This window comes from Polycladidibacter hongkongensis (assembly GCF_001561995.1).
GTDB classification, from domain to species: domain Bacteria; phylum Pseudomonadota; class Alphaproteobacteria; order Rhizobiales; family Stappiaceae; genus Pseudovibrio; species Pseudovibrio hongkongensis.
Genome location: NZ_LLWC01000021.1, coordinates 1 through 23,814, shown reverse-complemented (window position 1 = coordinate 23,814; position 23,814 = coordinate 1). Strand labels below are relative to the sequence as shown.

The 23,814-nt window shown below is 53.3% G+C and carries 11 protein-coding genes and 4 pseudogenes; 7 read left to right on the top strand and 8 right to left on the bottom strand.

The genetic code is table 11. The annotated features are described in order from the left end of the window. Positions 1-366 precede the first annotated feature (366 nt). From repC to AYK82_RS18610, 4 genes and pseudogenes are all read right to left on the bottom strand, one after another. A complete protein-coding gene (gene repC / locus AYK82_RS08015) occupies positions 367-1,611 on the bottom strand; it encodes a plasmid replication protein RepC (protein WP_068313840.1) in 1,245 nt (414 codons plus the stop codon). A gap of 263 nt (positions 1,612-1,874) precedes the next feature. Continuing rightward, a complete protein-coding gene (gene repB, locus AYK82_RS08010) occupies positions 1,875-2,963 on the bottom strand; it encodes a plasmid partitioning protein RepB (RefSeq protein WP_068313837.1) in 1,089 nt (362 codons plus the stop codon). Continuing rightward, complete coding sequence (locus tag AYK82_RS08005; protein ID WP_068313834.1) at positions 2,960-4,312, bottom strand: AAA family ATPase; 1,353 nt, start codon at positions 4,310-4,312, stop codon at positions 2,960-2,962. Before AYK82_RS08005 ends, repB begins: the two co-directional genes overlap by 4 nt. A gap of 307 nt (positions 4,313-4,619) precedes the next feature. Then, positions 4,620-4,745 (bottom strand): annotated as a pseudogene (locus tag AYK82_RS18610) (transposase); the annotation flags it as partial. Here AYK82_RS18610 and AYK82_RS08000 point away from each other — a divergent pair. Next, positions 4,744-5,449, top strand: a pseudogene (locus tag AYK82_RS08000) (IS6 family transposase). The pseudogenes AYK82_RS18610 and AYK82_RS08000 sit on opposite strands and share 2 nt — an antisense overlap. 537 nt (positions 5,450-5,986) lie before the next feature. On the opposite strand, the gene AYK82_RS07995 reads toward AYK82_RS08000, so the two are convergent. After that, entirely contained in the window at positions 5,987-6,517 is a 531-nt protein-coding gene (locus tag AYK82_RS07995) for an invasion associated locus B family protein (protein WP_172795215.1), read from the bottom strand. 109 nt (positions 6,518-6,626) lie between these two features. Between AYK82_RS07995 and AYK82_RS07990 the strand changes: the two genes are divergently transcribed. The 6 genes from AYK82_RS07990 to AYK82_RS07965 all read left to right on the top strand — a co-directional run bounded on the left by AYK82_RS07990 (position 6,627) and on the right by AYK82_RS07965 (position 21,541). After that, complete coding sequence (locus AYK82_RS07990) at positions 6,627-8,969, top strand: filamentous hemagglutinin N-terminal domain-containing protein (RefSeq protein ID WP_068313828.1); 2,343 nt, start codon at positions 6,627-6,629, stop codon at positions 8,967-8,969. Positions 8,970-8,971: 2 nt separating this feature from the next. Continuing rightward, positions 8,972-10,660: a ShlB/FhaC/HecB family hemolysin secretion/activation protein gene (locus AYK82_RS07985; RefSeq protein ID WP_068313826.1), complete on the top strand. Its 1,689-nt coding sequence runs from the start codon at positions 8,972-8,974 to the stop codon at positions 10,658-10,660. Between the two features lie 124 nt (positions 10,661-10,784). Continuing rightward, positions 10,785-16,265 carry a two-partner secretion domain-containing protein gene (locus tag AYK82_RS07980; protein WP_068313823.1) on the top strand — a complete coding sequence of 1,827 codons (5,481 nt, stop codon included), beginning with the start codon at positions 10,785-10,787 and terminating at the stop codon, positions 16,263-16,265. Continuing rightward, entirely contained in the window at positions 16,262-16,624 is a 363-nt protein-coding gene (locus AYK82_RS07975) for a hypothetical protein (protein WP_068313820.1), read from the top strand. The genes AYK82_RS07980 and AYK82_RS07975 overlap by 4 nt, the downstream gene beginning before the upstream one ends. A 521-nt stretch (positions 16,625-17,145) precedes the next feature. Continuing rightward, positions 17,146-20,772: a VCBS domain-containing protein gene (locus AYK82_RS07970; RefSeq protein ID WP_068313816.1), complete on the top strand. Its 3,627-nt coding sequence runs from the start codon at positions 17,146-17,148 to the stop codon at positions 20,770-20,772. Between the two features lie 187 nt (positions 20,773-20,959). Then, positions 20,960-21,541, top strand: coding sequence for a recombinase family protein (locus AYK82_RS07965; protein WP_068313813.1), 582 nt, complete (start codon positions 20,960-20,962; stop codon positions 21,539-21,541). A gap of 90 nt (positions 21,542-21,631) precedes the next feature. On the opposite strand, the gene AYK82_RS07960 is transcribed toward AYK82_RS07965, so the two are convergent. The 3 genes and pseudogenes from AYK82_RS07960 to AYK82_RS07950 form a co-directional block, all read right to left on the bottom strand. Next, positions 21,632-22,342 carry an IS6 family transposase gene (locus tag AYK82_RS07960; protein WP_068313807.1) on the bottom strand — a complete coding sequence of 237 codons (711 nt, stop codon included), beginning with the start codon at positions 22,340-22,342 and terminating at the stop codon, positions 21,632-21,634. A gap of 31 nt (positions 22,343-22,373) precedes the next feature. Continuing rightward, positions 22,374-22,631 (bottom strand): annotated as a pseudogene (locus AYK82_RS18605) (DDE-type integrase/transposase/recombinase); the annotation flags it as partial. 40 nt (positions 22,632-22,671) lie between these two features. Continuing rightward, a pseudogene (locus AYK82_RS07950) lies at positions 22,672-23,636 on the bottom strand (IS3 family transposase); the annotation flags it as partial. Positions 23,637-23,814: the final 178 nt, after the last annotated feature.

The window sequence follows — 23,814 nt, the reverse complement described above, 5'->3', positions numbered from 1 at the left end:
GCGGTAAATGTTGCGTCACCGTCAACTATCAGGTTCATATCCGCACCGGATGACAGTGTGGCGCCTGTATTTTGCAAATCGCCGCTTAAGGGCAACAACCCGGTTTTGCATTTACTTCGAAATAACCTGACGAGGCCATTGAAAATCAGATCCTCAGCGTCCAAGTGTGTGCTATTTGGGAGCTAAAGCAAAGAAAATTATTCTACGACAAAAATCTTTGCAACAGAGCCGATTTAGCTCACTCAAATCTAGGTTATACAGCAGTAACAAACTGGTCGACGTTTCTTTAAACACGTGCACTCTAACTTGGGGTGCACGCGTGCACCCCAAGAGGCCCAGCAAAATTCCCGGACAAAACTTCAAGTTCTATGTGCCAGCAGCAAGGCCAAACAAGGTGCGATGTAGCGCCAGATTACCAGTCCGCGCCCGGTCAACACACGCGCGGAAATATCCTCCAGGGCGCGCGATCGCCAACGGATCACGCAGGGCCTTCTCACAGGTAACCGCAAGAATAGCGCTAGCTAAATACCCACCTACTTGGTTCTGCGCCTGGGCCAAGGCCCCGGATGAAAGACCAATGAGCAAGGCCATTTGTTGTTGTTGCTCGGCCAAAGCTTGCCAACTTGTTATTGAAATACCAAGCGTTTCTTGCAGTTGCTCTAGACCCTGTGCAAGCAAAGGAAGGGACAAGTGCTCTAGATGGTCCACTTGAGATTGATCAGCTGGGTTGGCCTGAAAATTGCGACTATGTTCATTCTCAAAAGCTCTTTCTGCGGGAGCTTGCTCACGCTTTGGGATACTTATGGGTTCAGCGTTAGCTGAACTCCGCTTATTACTAGATTCAAGATTTCTTGGGTTTGTATGATTATAAGGGCTGTCGTTAATGTCACCCGCGCATGTCGTATTTTCAGTTTGATCTGCAGATAGCTTCGCAACAGCGGCATCATATAAAACTTGTAAAGCCTCAGCTTTGTCTTCAAAGCTCATGCCTGCTTCCCGCAACTGTGCGGTTTGCTCAGATAAGTCACTAAACTCAATACCTTGCTCTTGCGCCAAAAATTGCATATCCGCGATCGCGCGTAGCAAGCGGGTAATGCTACGTTTCGCGTCTTTCTGCCGTTGCAGGCGAGCGGCAAAGTCTGCCCCCATTTGCTGCAGTTCCTGCACACGTTGTCGCGCAGGAGAGAAATCCAGTCCATAACCGCGCTCAATCTCGCCGTATTTGCCGCCGTGGTAGCCAGAGCGGTGAATATAGCGCCGGCCCGTTGGGCTATCGCGATAGGCTAGCACGCCAGCCTCGACCAGTCGTTTGATGCAGCGAATAACCGTGCGCTTGGAGCGACAAACATACTCAGCCAGTTTCTCATTGGAAATCGCCACCAGCGGCCGCTGGCCACGCTGCCAATCATCCGCTGCTGTAAGACCAACCAGAATATCAAGAATGTGATAGGTGGTGCCATCAATCCCAAGGGCAGGTGCTGCCTTCTTTAAAGCGAGAGAGACCTCTGCCTTACTGGTCTGCGGAATGTCATTGGCCTGCGCCAAGCGCTGGCTCTCGATCATCGCGGGGGTGAGTTTGCGGAATGTCGCCACGGCCTGGGAATTTTGCATAGCTTGACCTTTCAGGCGTTGCTCGCGTGCATCGCCCGTTGCCTCGTCCTGTGGAAGCTTATTGGATTAAGTGGCAAATTTAGCGGGCAGGGCGCAAAAATCCGGCTCGCCTTGCAGGCAAGTCAATTGATTCTCGCGGTAAAGAGAAGTACATTCACCCTTGCTACTGGGGTACTTCGGAGTGACCGCTCCAAGTGCCGATTGAATTAGAGCCCTAGCAGATTGCCGTCTGCTGGGGCTTCTTCGTGAAAATCTAGCTCATCTTACCCATCTCCTGCTTGCAGCTTCGCTTGCTCTTCACGCTCAAACTCTTGCAGCAAGCCTGCCAGTCGCGCCTCAAGAAATTGCGAGAGCGCCAAGGCTTTGCCTTCATCCTTCACTGTTATCTTAAGCGTTCGCACGCCGCGCGCCTCGATCGCCGCATCACCAGCACCAGTGCGTGCCAGTACACGCGCCGCATTGGCGGTGTTCTTGGCTGAGTTTATCCCCGCTTGCGCCTGAGCGGATAACTCTTGCTGACGCTGCGCCGCAACGGCGGTATCATGTAGCCAGTTGAAACGCTCAACGCTCGGCAATTCCTGCCATTTTCCGGCACTGCGCTGCTGCGCTATTTGATTTTGCAATAGGAGGATAAGCCCAGCCTCTTCGCAGGCCTTGGCCACATTCTCCCATTTCACCCGGCCAATGCCCGGGGCAGAACCCACAGCTTCCAGCAGATCTTGCGGCACACGGCGAATGATAGAGGTCAATTTAGAGACCCGCGTTTTATCTCCAGCGCCAACGGCCGCCGCGACCACCTCACGGGTAAACGTGCGGCTCAGCTGCGCTGCAAAGAAGCACTGCTGGATATAGGTAAGGTTCTTGCGCTCTTCGTTTTCCTTGCCCTGCGCAATCACCAGCTGTTCGTCGCTCATGTCTTCAACAACAGCGCGCACAGCGATATCAAGCTTCTGGCAGGCCTTCACCCGCCGGTGGCCATAGGCAATCTGGTAGAATTCAGGCTTCTTCGGGTGCGGCCGCACCAACACCGGCACTTGCTGGCCGTTGCGTTTAATGCTCTCCATCAGCCCTTGCAGCTGCTCGTCTTCCTCTTCAAAAGCGCGATCCGTCGCAATAGAAGGCAGCAGCAACTTGGCATCAAGATTGCGAATAATCAGGCTCGGGTCTGCCGGCTCGCTGCGTTGCTCGGTGAGCGAGTGTAGTGCGGCGCCAAGGCGTCCAACCGCACTCTTCTCGCGTGCAACGGGGGCAGGGGCTTCAGGTTCAGCCTCGGGCGCGCGCGCTGTATTTGCATTGTTACCGGTCATGATGGCGCTAAGCTTGTTTTTGTTGCGCTTGCGTTTCTCGTTCATCCGCGGCCCCAATAGGTTTTCAGCAGCGCTTCAATCTCGCCGTTGACTTTGTTCAGTGAATCGAGCGCTCGATCATAGGTCTTGCCATTGAAATTGGAACGCTCCGCTTCATAAAGCGTTTGCTGCACGTTGCCTGCTTCTGCAATGGCCGAGCTGCGCAGCATGGTGTTGGTCATCACGTTTTGCAGCTGGCTGCGCAACATGGTCACCACATCCGTTTCCGGGCGCGAGGTGTTGTCATGGCGGGTGATAAGATACTGCAATGATTTCGGCACCAGATATTCCGGTCCCAATTGCTTGGCCACCGTCGCCTCGAAAAACTCGTTATGCGCGATCGATGTGGCCAGATACTGTGCCATAGATTCACAATCGATCCATTGCGGATGAATAGTCACCAGCAGATGGTCGGCCGCAAAGCTGGCTGCATTGGACAGATAGCCGAGGCTGGGCGGCGTATCGCAAATGATGACATCATAATCTGCTTCAACATCCTCAAAGGCCAGCTGCAAGCGGGTGAAATAGAGCTTGCGCTGCAAGCATTCGGAGAGGCGCGCATGGGCGCGGGCCAGCTCTTCCTCAATTTCGCGCAGACGCGTATTGGCAATACCCTTTTTCTTCTTCTGCTCTTCCAAGTCGGCAATCTGCGTGCGAATGCCCGGCTCTTCCTGTCCAGATATGGTGGCATAGTGCGGGGCGAAAAATTCCCATTCCGTCAAGAAAGGGCTGCCCACCGCAAGGTCAAGATTATCAAAATAGGTTTTCTGTACCACTTCGCGCAGGGGCCGTTGATCAGCATAGCGAATGGCCGCAAACAGCGAGTCTTCTTCCGGCACAAGTTCCGGCACCACTCCCAACATGCTAGAGGCCGAGCCTTGCGGATCCAAGTCCACAAGCAACACGCGGTAGCCTTGCAGGGCCAGATACTGGCCTAGATGCACCGATGTGCAAGTTTTCGCCGAGCCACCTTTAAAGTTTGAGCAAGCGATAATCTGGATATCTTCATCACTGTTGCGCTGCGGATCATAGTTGCGCGCTTTGGCGGCGTCATCCCCGGCCTTTTGCGCCAAAAAACGGCGGATCTGGTTCATCTGCTGCAAAGAGTAGTGTCGGCGTTCGCCGCGGCCGATTTTTTCAATCTCTAGCCCCAGTTCATCAGCGCTTAGCGCAAGATAGCGGGCGGTGATGCCCAGATAGCCCGCAGCCTCGGAGGCTGGAAACTTGCGCAAGGATTTTTCCGCTTTGGGCGGAAATTGCGACTGCGCCAAAGCGGCCAGCGTGCTAGACAGAGCCTTGTGGTCTGCCTTCATCTGCGCCAGCATGCTGCTGCCTTCCAATGTTTGTGTCGCCATTTCCCAAATCGCCCGAATTTTTAAATTTAACAGGAATTACGCGCAGAATTCATCGTTTCCCTTGTAATGTCAACAGAGCTCCTCTTGCGCGCGAGAGACGCCGCACAATTAAAAAAGCCTATATCATTGATATTATTATCTAATTTTCCGCAGATCACCTACCAATGGCACTGCAGAAGTCTGTGATAACATTTCTCGAGAAATGACATTTTTGCAAATCCGGCTTTTCAATGCGAATCTACCATGGTTAACAAACAGCGCTGGTGTCACGTTTTTCTCAGCTAGAAGGCGTTGACACGGTGTTGTCACGCCACTTATAAAAACTCGCAGCGCTCATGCCATGTTCACGGCAAAGCTGGGCCACCGGTATGCCGTTTTCGGGCGTTGTCACGTAAACTTTGGCACCAGCCTGATGAGATTGCGATTGGCGTATGACGCCATCATCGATTAGCTACAAGCGCCAGTGTTTCCCGCCGCAGATCATTGCTCACGTGGTTTGGCTTTCTCATCGCTTCTCTTTGAGCCTGCGCGAGGTTGAAGAGGTGCTGTTGGAGCGAGGCATTGCGGTTTCGTATGAGACCATCCGCCGATGGGGCCACAAGTTCGGCCCGAATTACGTTCGCGGCCTACGCTGTAAAGCCCCGAGTACTAATGATATTTGGTATCTGGATGAGGTTACTGTTAGCATTCAGGGTAAAAAGCGTTATCTGTGGCGTGCCGTTGATCAGGACGGGTATGTGCTTGACGAGATTTTGCAAAATCGGCAGCAATACCAAGGCTGCAATGCGATTGCTAACCCGCCTTTTGAAGCAACAGGGCGTAGCGCCAAAGCGAATGATTACCGATAAACTTGGATCGTACAGCGCTGCTAAACGGAAAGTCATGCCACAGGTAGAGCATCGCTCCCACAAAGGCCTCAACAATCGTGCTGAAAATTCCCATGTCCCATTGCGAAAACGGGAGCGGGTAATGCAGCGCTTCAAGTCACCCGGGCAGTTACAAAGGTTCGTGGCCATGCTTTCAGGCCTTCGCAATCTCTTCGTTCCTCCTCACAACCAACGTTCCGCAATCGACATTCACCTACATCGTCTAAGCGCCTTCGCCCAATGGAAAAACGCTGCCATGATTGATGCCTGAGGCATAAGGTGAAAAGCTTCTTCCGGCTCTTTCAAGTTAACGTGTCAACGCCCAATTTTGGCATATACAACCTTAAGCTTGCGCCTAACTTTTTCCACAATCCCAAATTGCATTGAGCGCCGCAGGTGCGAATAAGCTGACCGCCATTTTGGCGGCAGGACCTGCCGAGGCAAAAGTGTGCACACTTTTATTATCCTGCCACCGGAGAAAATGGGAAATTTCGGGAAAGTTCGGGAAACTTGGAGGGACTTCGGGAATGTTCGGGAAACTTCGGGAAAGAGCGCAAAACTTCAGGAATCATCGGGAAAATGATTCATTTTTGGAGCCGTGTTTACGGGAAAGCTTGAAAATTATCGGGAAACCAATGTGGTCAAGATAAAAAACAGAAAATGCGCCCTGATAGGCGCATTTGTAGCGTCAAAGAAGAGGAAATCAGGCACCGCGTGCCCCCACATCAGCAGGCACAAAAACCCCTTACAAGGGGCTTAAAATGCATTTGCGCTTATGTGCTAGATGCAAGCAGCTCCTCTAGATCGATCAATTTTTCTGATCTGCCCTTTGTGCTTGTAGCAAGCGGTAGATCTTGGTGAACCCTTTCAAAGAATACGTAAGGGCGAGCTCTTTGCCGTGGGTGGTGCGAAGCGAAACTCGCGCCTTGTTGCCCCGCTTGAAGCCGCTAAGCAGCGCCTTGGATAGCGGCACGCCCGCATAGCAACCACTCTTGTCACAGAACTCGAAAGCGAACGCGAACCGCTTGCCCTTGTCGATCTGCAGCAGCACGCCGGTCTTCAAAAAGACATTAAGCGGTGTGCGCAGCAGCAAACTTGGGCGCTTGCCGGCAAACACACGCAGGATAGAGACAGGCTCGCCCGAGGATGCACTCACCAAAGATTGCGCCATACGGCACCCCTGCGCTTCGGAGGCGTCTGCCGGCGCCTCTTTGGCCGCGCTTTGCGTACAAACAATCTGCCAATCACCACTTGTAGCGGGAGAGGCGACGGGGTCTTCTGCAAATGACTTAGAACTCAAAACACACAAGAATACAGTAAGATAAATAAATTTGGACACGCGGCGCTCCACAAGCATATTTGTATCGCGACAATTTATGCTTGTATTTCCGCCTGTGCGCAACAATGATCATGGCTATATTTCACCAATTATTATTAGCTGACTGCCGATGATCTTGCCCCTACGCGTTTCTCCTTTTCGCTTTGCGCCTGCTGTTGCATTTTTACTCGCGGCCTGTTCAGCCGCCTTGGCTGGATCCATCAAGATTGATGGCAAAACGGCCACTTCTGTCGGAGTTGGGGCCGGGGGGCAAGTGCGCATCGATATCGCGCCAACAAATGCCAAGGGCATCTCCCATAACAGTTACTCGCAGTTTGATGTCACCTCTTCCGGCGTTCTTCTCAACAATACCGCCGTGGGCGCCAACACCATTATCAACGAGGTAACCTCGCAGCGCCGCTCGCTCATCGAGGGCCCGTTGGAGGTGCTCGGGGCCAAAGCGGATGTGATCCTTGCCAATCCCAACGGCATAACCGTCAATGGCGGCTCTTTTATCAACACCGGCCGCGCGGCGCTGATTGCGGGCAAATCCATACCAGCTGCAAGCACAGACCACAGCTTTCAGGTGCAAGGAGGGGATGTGCGTATTCTTAGCGGCGGACTAAGTGCCAAGCTTGAGGCACTTGACCTGATCGCCAAGCAGGTGCTGGTGGATGGACCTCTTGATATCGGCGAAGGGCAGCTGCGGCTGCGCGCTGGCGAGGGGCAGAGCGATCTAAGCACCAGCGCCACCGACTGGCTAAAGCTCCGTCAGGATGCCGCTTCCAAAGGGGCCAAAATCACCGTTTCGGCCGGGGCGCACCTTTCTGGAGGAACAATCCGTATTGAGGCAACCGGACAAGGAGCAGGTGTGCATCTGGCTGGAAGCGGCTTGGCACAAGCAGGTCACTTTCAAATCAGCTCAGAGGGATACCTTCACAGCTCGGCAACCTTGAGTGCCAAGGGTAGTCTGACCGCCAAGGCCAGCACTATCACGCTGGCCGCAATCCCGACACAAAAACCGCAGCTGACCTCAACCGATGAGGCAATCTGGTTGCATGCCGACCAGAGCCTGTCTCTCACAGGCACACACCTCAACGGCGCGGGGCGCTCCACAGCCGGAGTGGCAAGCGGCGCCAGTCTGTCCCTGCTCGCCGACCAGCTTAGTCTCGACAGCACATCCCTGATCGGCAATGGCGCTTTTGTGGAGGCCCGCTCTTCCAAGGACCTTGCCATCAAATCCAGTAGGATCGAAAGCGACAAATCTATCAATATGTCCGGGGAGACCCTGCTGCTGAGCGACACGAGCATCACCAGCAAAGGGCACCTGAACGCCTTTGCATCTGGTAACATCAAGCTGGCGCAGGTTACAGCGGCAGCAGATCTTGGCCAAAGCTATGAGGCACAAGATTTCTGGCTACAAAGCTCGCCAACGTCCCGCTCGACCTTAACCTCGAAAAACGCCGGCTTGAGCTTCAAACTTGCCAACACCTTTCGCAATGATGGTGGGCTTATCGAGGGGCTGAGCCAAACCCACGGCGATGTCAATTCACTTGCCACCATCACCGTGCGGGCAGGTGGAGCCGTGCACAACAGCACAATCTCGACAACCAGTATCGGCGCAATCTTTGCCAAGGATGGCAAGCTGCTGGTAGAGGCGGGCACAGATATCGACAATGCCAGCGGGCGACTGCTTTCAAATGGCGCTATCGAGATTACCAGCAAAACCGGCTCGATTGCCAATCGCATTAACGGCGCCAGATACACTCCGGCCCAAGGCAGCGAGCGCTCCGGCTCGCGCTGGTTCTGGCACGAACAAGAGCGCTGGCAGGATTTTGGCAGCTATGTCGCCGGACGCGAGGTTGGCCAGATCACTGCTGTCAAGGACGTTACCGTCCATGCCCATAAGGATCTGGAAAACATCGGCGGCCAGATCAGCGGCGCCAATGTCACTTTAACAGCCGATAACATCGAGAATTCTGCGCAGCAACTGGGCCACACCCGCTTTTCCCGCTCCTGCTTCTGGATTATCTGTCGCACCCGCGGTAGCTCAACCACCACTTTCGATGGCGGATCGATCCTTGCCAGCAAACAGCTTAACATCACCGCAAAGAAGCAGTTCTACGCGCGCGCCGGCCTGTTAAGCGGTGCTAGCGGCATCTTGCTTGAAGCACCACACGTTAACATGGTGCCGATTCACTACAGCGAGTATTTCCAGATCCCGGCGGGCATTCATAATTTCTTTTTAGGAGAATACCCGCTGGTGCTGCAGCGCCGGAAAACCGGCTTTGCCTTTAGTAAAAACGGTAAGATCCGCCTGATTGCCTCAGGCGTTGCCCGCTTGCAAGACACCCGCTTGACTGCCAAGGGCGATGTTGAGTTGCCCGGCAATGTTCAGCAGATAACCAGCCCGCCGCTTGTGGAGCTTGATCCAGATGATGCCCGCATTGGCTGGTTTGCAGGTGAGCTGTGATCATGAGAATTCGCTTTGTTCCTCGCCTTGCGGTCCTGGCGCTTGTCTTTGCCTGCACTTTTGTCCCTGCTCTGGCCCAGTCTCTTGGCCCGGCGCAAGAGCGCCTGTTACAAGAGCGCGAAGAAGAGCGCCTACGCCAGCGAGCCAACAACACCGAAGTCGGCGTCAAGCTGGAAAACGAGGCACAGCTGGTAGCCAGCGAAGCCGGGGCGCCCTGTTTTCCTATCGGCCAGATCACGCTTGAGGGCAGCAGCCTCCTGCCTGCAAAAATGCTGAAGGGTCTGGTCGCCCCGCACAGTCAATCCTGCATGGGCATTGCCCAAATCGACAATCTGCTGCGCAGCATCACCCAGGCCTACATCGCAGAAGGGCTGATCACCTCGCGGGCCTATTTGCCCGATCAGGACATTCGCAGCGGCACCTTGCACATTGTGGTGGTCGAAGGTTTTATCGAAGATATCGTCTATCAGGAGATCCGCCAGGGACTGGCCAGGCCGGGACCAAAGCGCAAAGTAACACTGGCGCTGCCAATAAAGGTGGGCGCCCCTCTTCAGCTACGCCAGATCGAACAAGGCGTGGACCAGATGAACAAATTGAGCTCGGCCAATGTTCAACTGGACATCGCCCCGGGGACCAAAGTCGGTGGCTCACAGCTGCGCCTGACCAACCAGATCCATGACGAAACCCGCCTGATACTGCGCGGCACCTTTAATCGCAGCCTTGGCAAGCTCTCCAAGAGCGTGGATGTGCTGTTTGAACAAGATGATCTGCTTGGCCTCAATGATGCGCTGTTTCTGGGCTATTCCGGCAGTGCAACCAGCAATTCCCTCTCCGGGAACTGGCGCCTGCCTGTTGGCCGCACCGACATCACCCTTTCGGCAAGCTACAGCGAAGATGCGCAGCTGCTGACCAGCTCCAGCTTGATGTATTCGCCAACGCTCAGTGCGTCACTAGGCTTAGACCGGTTGCTCTCGCGCTCGGCCAATCACAAACTGTTCTGGAACAATACCGCCGACTATGTCCGGCTGCGCCGCTATATCAACGCCAGTGAACTTGCCCCGCAAGAATTGATCGGCTGGCGCACCGGCCTGACGAAGGAACTGTTTGAGGAAGGTTCGTATCTTTCCCTGTCCGCGGGGCTGCGGCTTGGCCATCAGTTGGAATACGCTGGCAAAGCAGATGGCGCGGTCTATCGCAATTTCGCTGTTGTCGATGCGCAGGCGATCTACCGCAAAGGTTTGGGGAAGCGGCTGTCGCTGTTTGCCTCGCTGCGGGGGCAATATAGCAATGCGCCGTTGTTCTCGCGCCACCAGCTTTCCCTTGGCGGGCTCACCGGGTCCCGATCGCTCGGGGCCAGCAGCGTCAGCGGCGAACAGGGCGTGAGCGCCAGCGCAGAGCTCACATGGTTCGCTCCGCTAAGCGGCAAATGTTGCAAACAAAAACACGGCTTTGGCGCCGCCCTGCAGGAGGTGCTGGACGCCAGCTCGCTTTCTGCCTTTGTGGAGGGGGGAGCGCTGCGCAATGTAGCCAGCAACACCAACCAGTTTGGCCTTGGTGCAGGGGTCGCCCTGCGCAGCCGCTACAAAGACCTCTCGATTGACCTTTATGCAGGCGCCCCGCTGCGACATTCCAAAGCTCTGGAGAAAAGCCATTTCCAGCTTGGGCTGAAGGTCTCTGCAAAAATCCTGTGAAATACCAGCTACGCACAAGTCTGACCGGCACTAAGACCAACGTTGATATTGCAATCTTTAGTTGTATTTGGCAGCCTTCTCAATAGTTTTGCATTTTTCTATTTATTGAATTGAGAGATTGCCGATGTTTGCGCGAATTGCCTCGATTTCCGGCCACGTTATTGCTGGCTGCGCCAGTGTCATGATGGTACTCCAACCTGCAGTTGTCTATGCTCAGGGCATTGTTCCTGACCCTTCCGCGCCGCGCACCTATCAACCATCGGTTGTCACTTCCTCAGGCGGCAAGCCCACGGTCAACATCGTGGCCCCCACGGCCGGGGTCTCGCACAACAAATACCAAAGCTTGAACGCCATGGCCGGCGCGATTTTCAACAACGCCCTCAAGGCCGGCACCTCGCAAACCGGCGGCACCGTTCAAGCCAACCCGAACCTGGCCACCTCCGGCAGCGCCAGCACCATTGTCAACGAGGTCAATGGCGCCGCCAGCTCCCTGGCAGGTGCGCTGGAAGTGTTTGGGCAGAAGGCCGATGTGATTATCGCCAACCAGAACGGGATCGAGTGTAACGGCTGTTCGTTCATCAATACCGGCCACGCTACCTTGTCGAGCGGCGCCGTGGAGATCTCCGGCAGTGATGTCAACCTGCGGGTCACACAAGGCCAAGTAAAAATTGGCCGCAAAGGCGTTCACAATGCCGATGGCAAGCTGAGCCTGTCAGGGCGCCATGTTGATGTGGATGGTCCGGTGAGTGCTGGTCAGGATTTGCTTGTAAGCGGCGGGGCGCATGTGCTGAACGCGGCCACGGGCACTGTCAGTACCGCCCTCAGTGCCAAAGCCCGCAGCAGTGAATACGCCGTCCACGCCAGCAGCTTTGGCGCCATGCAAGGCAGCAACATCCGCATCATTGGCAATGAGGCCGGACTGGGGGTCCGCCTGCGTGGAGAGGCAAACGCACACACAGATGCCTATATCAGCGGCAAGGATGAAGTTGTTATCGGGAGCGTCAGTGCTGGCAACAACTTGCACATTACCGCGCAAGGGCATGTGCTGCAAAATGAGGGTAGGCTGAAGGCCGGTGGGCAACTCAACATCTCGGCACAGGTCTATGAACTGGAACATGACGGCGAGGTGAAGGGTGGATCCATTGAGCTAAACACCACAGACTTTTTGAACCTGGCCGGGGAGGTTCGTGGTGACACCGTTCAGGCTGTAACCGGAGGGGCATTTGCCAATACCGGCCTTATCCAGGCAGCAGCTGCCCTTGAGATTACCGCAGGTGAGGTCCTCAATCTCAAAACTGTGGCACTTGCAGATCTGGTTTCGCACGATGGGCTTGCGAACATCGCCAAAGCGGAGGTGCGCGATGCAGCCGCGCTGCTCGATACCGAATGGCGCAGCGGCGTAAAAACGCCGCAAACGCCAACGCAAAGCGAGGAGGCTGATCCATTTGCAGAAGACGACCCCTTTGCTGAAGAGGACCCCTTTGCCGAAGAGGACCCGTTTGGCTCTGAAGAACCTGCTGGCGAGGAAGAAGATCCGTTTGCGGATGAAGACCCCTTTAGTGAAGAGGATCCGTTTGCCGATCAGGATCCCTCAACCCAAACCGGCAAGAGGCGCGCTCTGGCCAATGATCCGGGTATTGTAGCTGCCTTGCAAGACAGCTTATCCGGGCGTGGAGATATCCGCGGCGGAACAGTATCAATCACCTCAACAGAGGGGGTGATTGACAACCGCGGCTCTGTGCAGGCGGAACGGACTTTGTCGCTCGATGCTGCAACCGATCTTTTAAACCAATCGACATCACTTAGTGCGGAGATCTCCGGCTATGCGGTGGAAACCGGCCAGATCGAGGCCAGCTTGCAAGCGCAAAATATTGCCGCCAAGGCAGGTGGTAATGTTCTGAACAAAAGCTCTTTGCTGCAAGCCAAGAACAACATCCATGTAGAGTTTGGCACAAAAGGCGAGAGCCGCTTTGAAAACACAGGCCAAGCCATCTCTAAATGGTCGTTCAAAGCAGATGTCGATGACAGTGGCGCGCTCAGTCACCAGCAAATCTGGAAATACGTAACTCCTTTTGTCAAGGAAACCGGCTGGCTTGGTTCAACCATCCGCAGCGAGCAGGGCGGTAACATCACCCTGACAAGCAAGCGTGGCAGCTACGCCAACATTGGCTCTACGATCCAAACCCAAGGGGCTGTGTCTTTGCTGGGGCTGACAGACTTCACGTTCTCAGACAAACAGCTCAAGCGCGAAAAGCACTACGTGCTTGGCACGCAAACAACCAATGAAGACGGTGTCTCGGCAAGCTTTGCTGGCAACCAAACCTTAAGGAACGAGTTTGGTAAGGCTTACACACCGAGCAACTATGGTTATTCGGCCCCCGATGCGGACACAGCCGCTGCCCTGCAAAGCTATATGGCCGCTCGCGCGCACGAGACCATAAAGCAGCGAGGGCTTGTTCAGGCCAACGACCTGACTATCGCTGCAGTTGGAGATTACAAACTCGATATTGCAAAAACAGGCTTTGAAGCCAACAATTTGCAGCTGAGTGCAGAAAATATCGAAATTGCCAACAGCGGCACCGCGGCTACAGAACCAAGCAAGGTGGTGGCCAATAATGCGCTGTTCTCAAGCAAAAAGGACTTTGTCAACAAAGGGAATGCCCTTGAGGTTGGCGGCGCCTTAACCGTCTTAGCCGGTCAGGACATTATCAATGAGGCGAGGCAGAAGTTCTTCACCCTGACATCCGCACATGACTGTCTTGGAGACGCCTGTGGTCGTCAGGGCTTTACCTATGAAGCGGCCTCCTTAACAGCTGGTAAGGGTCTGGCACTATACACTGGTCGCGACATTAAAAACCTTGGTGCCGAAATTGCCGCCAATGACTTTGTTACCATGAGCGCCGGACAAGACATTCTCAACAAAGGCAAGCTTGGAAAGTATAAGGTCAAAGATTGGTATCATGTAGAAAAACGAGGTGACCGCTGGGGGTTCTACCGTGCCTATATCCATAAGAAGAAACTGAAAGAAAAAGGGGTTCTAAAAACCAGCAGTATTACTGCCCAGGATGGGCCGATCCAACTGAGCGCCGGTCATAATCTGGTAAACACCGGCGCGCTCATTCAGGCCGGTGGCAGTGTCAAGCTTAAAGCTAAAAACAACATCCTGTTGGCAAAGGCCACTGAAGAACTCAAGTTCCTCGATTACTACAAGAAAACCAAGTCACGCCTGTTCGGTGCAATTGACAGTGGCGAGATCGAAAGCAGCACAGAATGGAACCTGTTTGAAGGCGCGCGCAGCGTTATTGAGGGCAACAATGTTGCCATTGAGGCTGGCAGCGACATTCAGGTTCGAGGGGCCTCGATCCTCTCAAAAGACGTGCTGCATCTGTCTGCGGGGGGCAATCTTGTCATTCTGCCCAAGTCGGAACGCACCTACAAAAAGGTCATTCGCAACAAATCCGGCCTGTTCGGCTATTTCCGCGATGATTATGAACGGGTTACCGACAGCACCAAAATCGATCCCACCAAACTTGCCGCGGAAAAAGACCTCGATCTGGTCGCACAGACAGGCGACATCTATGTAGCTGGCGCTGAGCTAAATGCGGGCGAGGATATCAATCTTTCTGCGGAAAACGGCTCGATTACCATGGGCACCGCCAAAGAGATCGAGTTCGAGGATACCAAGACCTACACCGATGATGGCCTGTGGTTCATCTCCAAGAACCACGGTTCTTTGGAGGAAAACATCGTTCACAACCACCTTGTTGCTGGCGGCAAGATCAGCTTTAAAGCCAAGGACGGGGTGATTGTCGAATACGAAGACGATGGGGATCTGAACAAGGCGCTGGAGGTCTTTGCAAAGTCTCCGGAGCTGGCCTGGATGGCCGACCTGAAGGACAACAACCAGGTTCAGTGGCAGGCCGTTGAAGCGGCCATGGAAGACTGGGACTACAAGCAGGAAGGCCTCACAGCCCCAGCCGCAGCCCTCATCGCTCTGGCCGTGACAATGGCAACTGCAGGTGCTGCCGGATCCGCATCAAGTTTTATCGTTGCTAAGCTTGGACTTGATGGTACCGCGATTGCTGGTTCTCTTCAGGTTGCCCTAGCCGCTGGTATGAAATCCATTGCCTCCCGCGCCGCAGTCTCGTTCATCAACAACAAGGGCGACATCGGCAAGGTTCTGGAAGAACTCGGCTCCGAGGATGCCCTCAAATCCCTCGCAACAACCATGATTACTGCGGGTGTTGTGCACCATGTAGACGTTACATTCCTGCCAAAAGAAATAACTGATGCCGGCTTCAACCCTGAAGCAATGGCAAATAACCTTGGCAGGAACATCGTACTTGGATCTATCCGTGCAGGTATTTCTACAGGCATTAATGGTGGAGACTTTGGGGATGCTCTTTCCGATAGTTTGCGCTTAGCCCTCGCCGATACAATTGGCATGGCCGCTGCTAATGAAATTGGTCAAGCTGTTGAAGCAGGAGACCTAAACACAGCAACTCAATTGATTGCACATGGTGCACTTGGTTGCATTACAGCGTCAATATCAAATTCTGAATGTTCTGCTGGCGTGGTTGCCGGTGTCACGGGTGAACTCGTAGGCCTAATAACGAAGGCCAAGCTAAACAACTGGCTTGAAGACAAAGTAAAAAAAGCGCAGGCCGGAGAAGCTGTTGATCCCAGCGAAGTTCTAAAAGAGTTTAACGCACTTCAAGCAGCAGGGGTTGATGTAGCAAGGCTCGCAAGCGGATTAATGGTCGCCTTGATGAACGGCGATGTTGATATGGCTGCCAATATTGGCGGAAATGCCGCACAAAACAATGCGCTTTGCGGTGGCCTATGCATTGGACTTGTTGCAACGCTCGTTTACTTAACTTGGCAAGGCGATGGTAATCCCCTGAAAGGTATGGAAGAGGTTGCAGATGGCAACGATCCACTTAGCAAACTCTCTGCATCTGCTGTTGAGGGAGCTATCGAAATTGCCTACGACAAATTTCCCGACGAAACTATTGCCGTACTGGATACGCTGGAGTTGGCTGGAAGCGCTGCTGATGCTGTCATTACTTATGTAGATGATCAAACAGGTAATGTAGTCAGCAAACAATGGTCCAAGTTGGACCCGACAACTCGCAAAAGGATTAAAGGCGGAGCAATTTCTGTTGGACGTATAACCGTTGCCGCAGGTAGTTGGAAAACTTTGCTTCAAGCCCGCAAAACCGCTGCATTGAAGTGGCGCTCACGCAATCCTGATGTTACAAATAAGGCAGATGATTTCTTAAAGAGTTTTGATCGCAGTAAGTACCGCTTCTTCAAAGCTGATGGCGCAGTCGAACACTTCGATAAACACGGATCGGAATTGATGGGCGTGTTTGGCAGATCTTCGTACAATATGAAGAACTACTTGGATGATGCACATCACACCATACAAAATGGAACTTACGTGCCTGAAATGAACGGCTTTGTCCGATTGATTGGTGGTGAAGGAAGCGCAAAATACGCGTTTGTCGGATTGGACAGGGCTACTGGAAATTTGACAACGTTCCATGTCAAAACAGCAAGTGAGCTAGCTAAAAAAGCTCCAAGCTTAGGGATATCCAAATGAAGATCGTTTCAGAGGAATGGCTGTCAGAGCCGTCAAAAGAAGCGGTTGTGACCTTGCAGTCAGAAGGCCTATTCGTCGCAGCTTTTTCTCACCCCTATACAATGACGCTCGGTGATACGGTATCTGGTCCGTTGCATATTTTTGATGCACTATCTGTTGCCAGATCAGATACACACGAGCCATCAATAACTAGACAAAGCGACAGTTTGGCGCATGAATTGACGGCCAAAATCGAAGATCAGGAAAAGGGTCTGCTTTCAGTAGGCGGCTTCAAGTTTGAAATTGAAGAACCACTACCCTCTGACTTGTGTGATGGTGAAATGGTCAACATCGTTTGCAGACGCATTGATCTTTGGTAAGATTCTAATCCCTTATCCAACTCTTTTGCCACGTTCATCAGCAAAACTGGTGCAAATGGCCAACAGCAAATCAAAGGTGCTGACACGTTAACTTGAAAGAGCCGGCAGAAGCTTTTCACCTTATGCTTCAGGCATCAATCATGGCGGCGTTTTTCCATTGTGAAAAACATAAATACGATGGAGGTGAATGTCGATTGCAGCGCGTTGGTGGTGAGGGCAGGTTAAAAAAGAGGCCGTTCATACAGATACATTGAGCTTTACCAAACTGCCTGCTGAAGAGGGGTTGGTAATGTCGACTTTTCCTAAGGGCTGTCCATTACCACTCGTTTAACACGGTCCATGATCTTCGCTCTCTGCTTTCGCCAAGAATTGGCCGTTGAATTCAAAGCAAGGTTGTTTCTTATGACAGGTCAGCCTAAGGCCTAAAACTAATACAGACTGCGGCCTCACACATTTTCCGGCCTCGTCAAGCCCGCTCAAACTTTCCGAATAATACTCAAGCAATACAAAAGAGATTAAGTATGCCAACTACCACAACCTATGATAGCAATAACCATATCAACACTTTGTCCTCTGCCTCGATTTTATCCGCACAGGATGCAAGCGCACGCGCGCAGTTCAGTGCCGCTTTGGCGATTAATGGGCAAGGCGTTAGCGTGGTTGGCGCCCATGGCGATAGTGGCGGGCGCGGGGGGCTTTATGTCGTAACCCCCGATGAGTTGGGAAACAGCACCCAGATCAAACTGACAGCACCAGAGCCTGATGCCAACGATTGGCTGGGCTATTCTGTAGCGATTAACGACGAGGGCGTAATTGTCGCCGCCGCGCTGAAGGATGACAGCGGCGGCAGAGATGCCGGGGCCGTGTATGTTTATTCACCCGATAGCGAGGGTAATTATGGCACACCAGTCAAGCTGGTCGCCCCGGATGCCATGGCACGGGATTACTTCGGTAGTTCCGTCTCTATCAATGCCGCGGGTGACATTGCCGTTGGCGCAGCCTTCGACAATGGCCAAGGGTCTGTTTACATCTACAGCCAAAATGCCGAGGGAGACTACGCAACACCGATTAAACTGTCCGCAAGTGAAGGCGCTAGCCGGGACTACTTCGGATATGCGGTGAGTATTGCCGACAATGGCCTCGTGGCCGTTGGGGCATATGGAGATGATGATCGAGGTTCGGGCTCAGGCTCTGTGCATGTTTTTTCTCGTGATGCGGACGGGAGTTTTGCGCCACCAATAAAGCTCACCGCACCTGATGGTGCGAGCGGAGATGCTTTCGGGAAAGCCCTCTTTGTTAACGAAAAGGGCATAATCGCCGTTGCAGCTCCCCTTGATGACACGGCGGGCAAGGACGGTGGCTCGGTCTATGTCTATGTCCCTCAGGAGGATGGGACCTACGCGCCGCCCCTGCAATTAACCGCGCCCGATGGTGAGGCTAATGATCGCTTTGGTCAGGCGGTGCAAGTCACGCAAAGCGGGCAAATTGTTGTCGGGGCATATGGCGACGATGATGCTGGCAAGGACGCTGGCGCGATCTATATTTATTCACCAGATGCAACAGGTGGCTACGGCGAACCTGTAAAACTCACCGCTCCCAATGGACACGCAGGCGACTACTTTGGCGCTGCTCTGGCGGTAAATGCCAATGGTGATATCCTTGTTGGCGCCTATGGCGCAGATGATCACGGTACTTCTTCGGGATCGGCCTATCTGTTCAGATCCGGGAGCCATGAACCTGTAACGCTTTATGAGGGAGCAAGCCCGGAAGTTGTTGCCAGCATCCTCGTCATTTCTTCAGCGCAACCGGCAGGTGACGAACCTTACACCGCCGCCGTTACCAACATTGTACCGGCCAGCGCCAGCACAGCAGACGTACGCTTTGATGAAACCGAGCTTACGAGTGCGCTTACCGTGGGCACAGATGCATCCGGGCGCCTCACGCTGTCGCTGGATCCTGCTCTAAGCATGTTCGACTATCTGACTGAGGGCGAGAGCGTCACTCTGACCTTCAACGTGGCCCTCACCAATGGTGCCTTCACACTGCCACAGCAACAAGTCACCGTCACAATCAATGGCAGCAATGACAGCCCGCAGGTGGAGGACATCAGTGTCAGCTTGAGTGAAGACAGTGCTGCTATTGAGATTGCCGCGCAGTTCAGCGATGCCGATACTGGCGACAGCCATAGCTTCAGCATCGACACCGCGCCAACCAAAGGCACCGTCACCAACAACGAGGACGGCACCTTCGCCTATGACCCGGCCGACAAGTTCGACTATCTGGCTGAGGGCGAACAGGCAACCGACACCTTCACCTACACTGTCACCGACAAGCTGGGACTAAGCCAAAGCAAAACCGTCACCTTGACTATTATCAATCGTGGAGGGCTTAAAATTGAAGGATCTACGGGAGTTATTACGGGAACAGAACACTATGATTGGGTTGATTATAGTAATATAATAAACCCACCAAATAATAACTTAATTAGCCTAAATTATCCAAATCTAAATACTGGCGTTGCTGCAGGTGATAGCTACATTAGTATTGAAAATGTAATAGGGTCGTCTGGAGATGACAGAGTATTCGGTGATGAGAACGACAACACCCTGCGCGGTGGCGATGGGAAAGACCAGCTGAACGGCGGTAGTGGCGATGACACCCTAGAAGGTGGCGAAGGCGATGACAGGCTCCTAGGAGACGCAGGAAACGACACCTTTAACGGCGGTCAAGGTAAAGACTACTTCAGCGATTCATCGGGATCAGACACCTATCGCTATAATCTAGGTGATGGTGATGATACTATTTCCGACCACGGTCGGGGAGAGGGCGAGATCGACACCCTCGTACTTGGAGAGGGCATCATGCCGGCTGACGTTGTGTTCTCCCGCTCTGGATCCCGCTACGACAACTATCCGGATCTACTGATGACATTTGCTGACGGTGGGACCGTTACGGTGAAGTCCCAGCATTCTGACAAGTGGATACGTGGCCTAGAAAAAATCATCTTTGCCGATGGAACAATGCTCGACCGTGACGACATCATCAGAAGAACTTTTGAAGATGCTGGCGACGAGGCTGATCGGCTATTTGGCAGTGACAATGACGACACCATTTATGGCCGGGGTGGTAATGACACTATTCAGGGAAATAAAGGTGATGATACCATCGATGGAGGCCTAGGCGACGATACCATCTATGGCCAAGATGGTGGTGACACCCTGCGCGGTGGCGATGGGAAAGACCAGCTGAACGGCGGCAGTGGCGATGACACCCTAGAAGGTGGCGAAGGCGATGACAGGCTCCTAGGAGACGCAGGAAACGACACCTTTAACGGCGGTCAAGGCAAAGACTACTTCAGCGATTCATCGGGATCAGACACCTATCGCTATAATCTAGGTGATGGTGATGATACTATTTCCGACCACGGTCGGGGAGAGGGCGAGATCGACACCCTCGTACTTGGAGAGGGCATCATGCCGGCTGACGTTGTGTTCTCCCGCTCTGGATCCCGCTACGACAACTATCCGGATCTACTGATGACATTTGCTGACGGTGGGACCGTTACGGTGAAGTCCCAGCATTCTGACAAGTGGATACGTGGCCTAGAAAAAATCATCTTTGCCGATGGAACAATGCTCGACCGTGACGACATCATCAGAAGAACTTTTGAAGATGCTGGCGACGAGGCTGATCGGCTATTTGGCAGTGACAATGACGACACCATTTATGGCCGGGGTGGTAATGACACTATTCAGGGAAATAAAGGTGATGATACCATCGATGGAGGCCTAGGCGACGATACCATCTATGGCCAAGATGGTGGTGACACCCTGCGCGGCGGCGATGGGAAAGACCAGCTGAACGGCGGTCAAGGCAAAGACTACTTCTATGGGGGTCTCGGTAACGATACCTTCATCTTTACCGATCAAAACTTCGGCACCGATAAGATCACCGATTTTACGGCGGGTGAAGGCAGTGAGGATGTCATCGAGTTTGCCTCCGATATCTTCGCGGATTATGCGGCCGTGATTGGTGCCAGCGAGCAGCAAGGCGGCGACACGATCATCCGCTATGATGAAGACAACACTATCTTGCTACAGGGCGTCTCCTTGAGTGATCTCCACCAGGACGACTTCCGCTTCGTTTAAGCTACACCAAGAACCCGGACGGATATTCTGTCCGGGTTTTTTCTTGATGCGCACGTCTCGTTAGAGGGCCGATCTACGAACACACCATCAGGAAACTCCAAGTCGCCATTTTTTGCCAATACCACTTTCTCATTTAACTGGTTCGAATTAATTTGCTTTAAAGGGGGCATATTCGTACACTTGGAGCATGAAAAACCTCCTCATCGGCTATGCGCGCTGCTCAACAGACAAACAAGACCTGCAAATCCAGCGTGAGACTCTTACCTCACTTGGTGTCGCCCCAGATCGTATTTATTGTGATCACGGTCTGACAGGTACGAAACGTGACCGCCCTGGATTGACCCAAGCATTGGCCGCTGTGCGCGAGGGGGATACTTTTCTTGTCGCCAAACTGGACCGGCTAGCCCGTTCCGTACCCGATGCAAGATGGATTGCCGAACAATTAACAGAACGCGGTGTGCGCTTGCAAATTGGTGCCAGCGTTTATGACCCCACGGATCCCATGGGCAAGATGTTCTTCAATATTCTGGCAACATTCGCCGAGTTTGAGGCTGATCTCATTCGCTTGCGCACACGCGAAGGTATGAAACGCGCCAAGGCACAAGGTAAACTGCGTGGCAAACAACCCAAACTCTCATCAATGCAGTGCAAAGAACTACGCCGCATGTATGACAGCGGCGATTATGCCATCTCCGACCTTGCAGAGATGTTCAACGTCTCCCGCGCAACCATCTATCGCTCGCTAGAAAGAACTCCGGTAAGTGGCTAATGGGATACACTGGGGCCAAGATACCCTTGTAATCCCCCCTGGCTTCGTCAGGTTATTTCGAAGTAAATGCAAAACCGCGCTATCACCTTTTTAAGCGTGCAATTCGGCTGTGTAGTCGTTCCATAAGCAAAAAGCATCAGCGCGTGCATGGCGGGAAGAAGCGGCTGAAAGGCGGTTACGTTTTGGACGAAAAATTGCAGCTACCTGATCGTGTGCGGATAAAAATCTCTGCGCTTGGCGTGGCGACTTGAAACGGCCCATGACCTTTTCTCGTCGTCGTGTATGACGATGAGAGGCTTCGGCCCGATTGTTCAATCCTTTATGTTGGCGGTGCTCGAGATCCGGCGCGATCTCACGCTTTGCAGCGCCATAGGACCCAAGTTTGTCTGTGACCAGAACACGCGGCATGCCCCAGCGCTTAAATAGTTTGCAAAAGAAACGCCTGGCAGCTTTCGTGTTGCGCCGTGACTGCAACAGGATATCAAGGGTATCGCCATTCCCGTCAACAGCACGCCAAAGCCAATAGGTTTTGCCATTCATCTTGACGACACACTCATCGAGGTGCCACTTATCATTGGGAGCTGGCCTGTCGCGTCGGATTCTACCGGAAAAGTAATGCCCGAACTTGTTCACCCAGTCCCGGATCGTCTCGTAGGAAAGTACTATTCCCCGTGCGGCCAGCAGATCTTCAACGTCTCGCAGGCTCATGGCAAACCGGTGATAGGCCCAAACGGCGTAACCTATAATGCTGCGAGGAAAACGGTAACCTTTAAGAGCCGGAAATACATTAAGTTTAAGCATGGCAAATAACTACGCGATCTCAAAGCGCTCATCAACCTGACAGAGCCGGTGTGATGAACTCTTGGCGCAGACCGTAGCTTCGGACCAGGGCCGTATATTTTCGCGAGGTAAAAACCAAACCATTGTCGCTTCTGAGAAGAAACGGCTTCTCCACCCTGCCAAGGGTGCCGAACCGGGCAATCAGCGCATGCTCCAAAGCAGATGTGGCGGTTGTTGCCTTTCCGGATCGGGACAGATGCCAGCCAAGCAGTTCACGTGTGTGGCAGTCCATCACCAGAGCCAGAGTGGCCCGGTATTCCCCCCATTTTTGGAGGAGCTTGGCTGTAGAGTTACGCTGCCAGTTTTAGTTTGTCGGCGGGAGTGATACCGCCGATAGCCATGTTGGGCCGTTGGTTATTGTATGTCCAGAGCCAACTTGTTGCTTGCGCCTGGACTTGCTCGATTGTTTCAAAGCAATTCTGATCCAGCCATTCTTGCCGAACTGTTCTGTTGTAGCGCTCCACATAAGCATTTTGAGCGGGCTTACCTGGCTGGATATGAAGGATCTCGATGCCGTGCTTTTCTGCCCAGGACATCAGGGTTTCACTGACATTTTCAGGACCATTGTCAACACGTATTGTCTTGGGTTTGCCTCGCCATTCAATCACTTGGCTCAATGCCCGCACAACCCGAAGCGCGGGCAGCGAAAAGTCAACCTCGATAGCCAGCCCCTCCCGATTGAAATCATCAAGGATATTAAGCGTACGGAACCGCCGACCATCCTCCAGTTGATCTGACATGAAATCCATCGACCACACATGATTGGGCATTTCAGGCACTTCCAGTTTGTCTGGTTTCGCCCGCTTCAGGCGCTTGCGCGGCCTGATCCTCAAGTTGAGTTCCAATCCCCTATAAATGCGATAGACCCGTTTGTGGTTCCAACCGAACCCTTTGATATTACGCAGGTATAGGAAACATAAGCCAAAACCCCAAGTCCGGTTGGCGGTTGTCAGCCGCACCAACCAATCGGCAATCAGGGCATTGTCATCACTCAAACGCCGGTCATAGCGATAGCACCGCTGGCTCACACCAAACGTGCGGCACGCCAGAGCGATCGAAACACCGCTGACTTCAACAGCATAGATCGCCATCTCCTTACGTTGAGATGGCTTCAGGGCTTTTTTGCCAGTGCTTCCTTCAAAAGCTCATTTTGCAACGACAGTTCAGCATACATTTTCTTGAAGCGGCGTAGCTCATCCTCCGTAGACTTCATCGACTGGATCATCGGCGCATCCAAGCCACCATACTTGGCGCGCCTGTATTGACCCAGTGCATTCCTGCTCATGCTACAGTGAGGAAAATGGTAGCGATGAGTGAGACATTGGAAGACGGTTTCAAGCGCTGGACAGCGAAGCGCAAATCGGCGCTTGTTATTGAGATCCTGCAGGGCAAGACGACGGTGGCCGAGGCTAGCCGTTCTTACGACCTGTCCC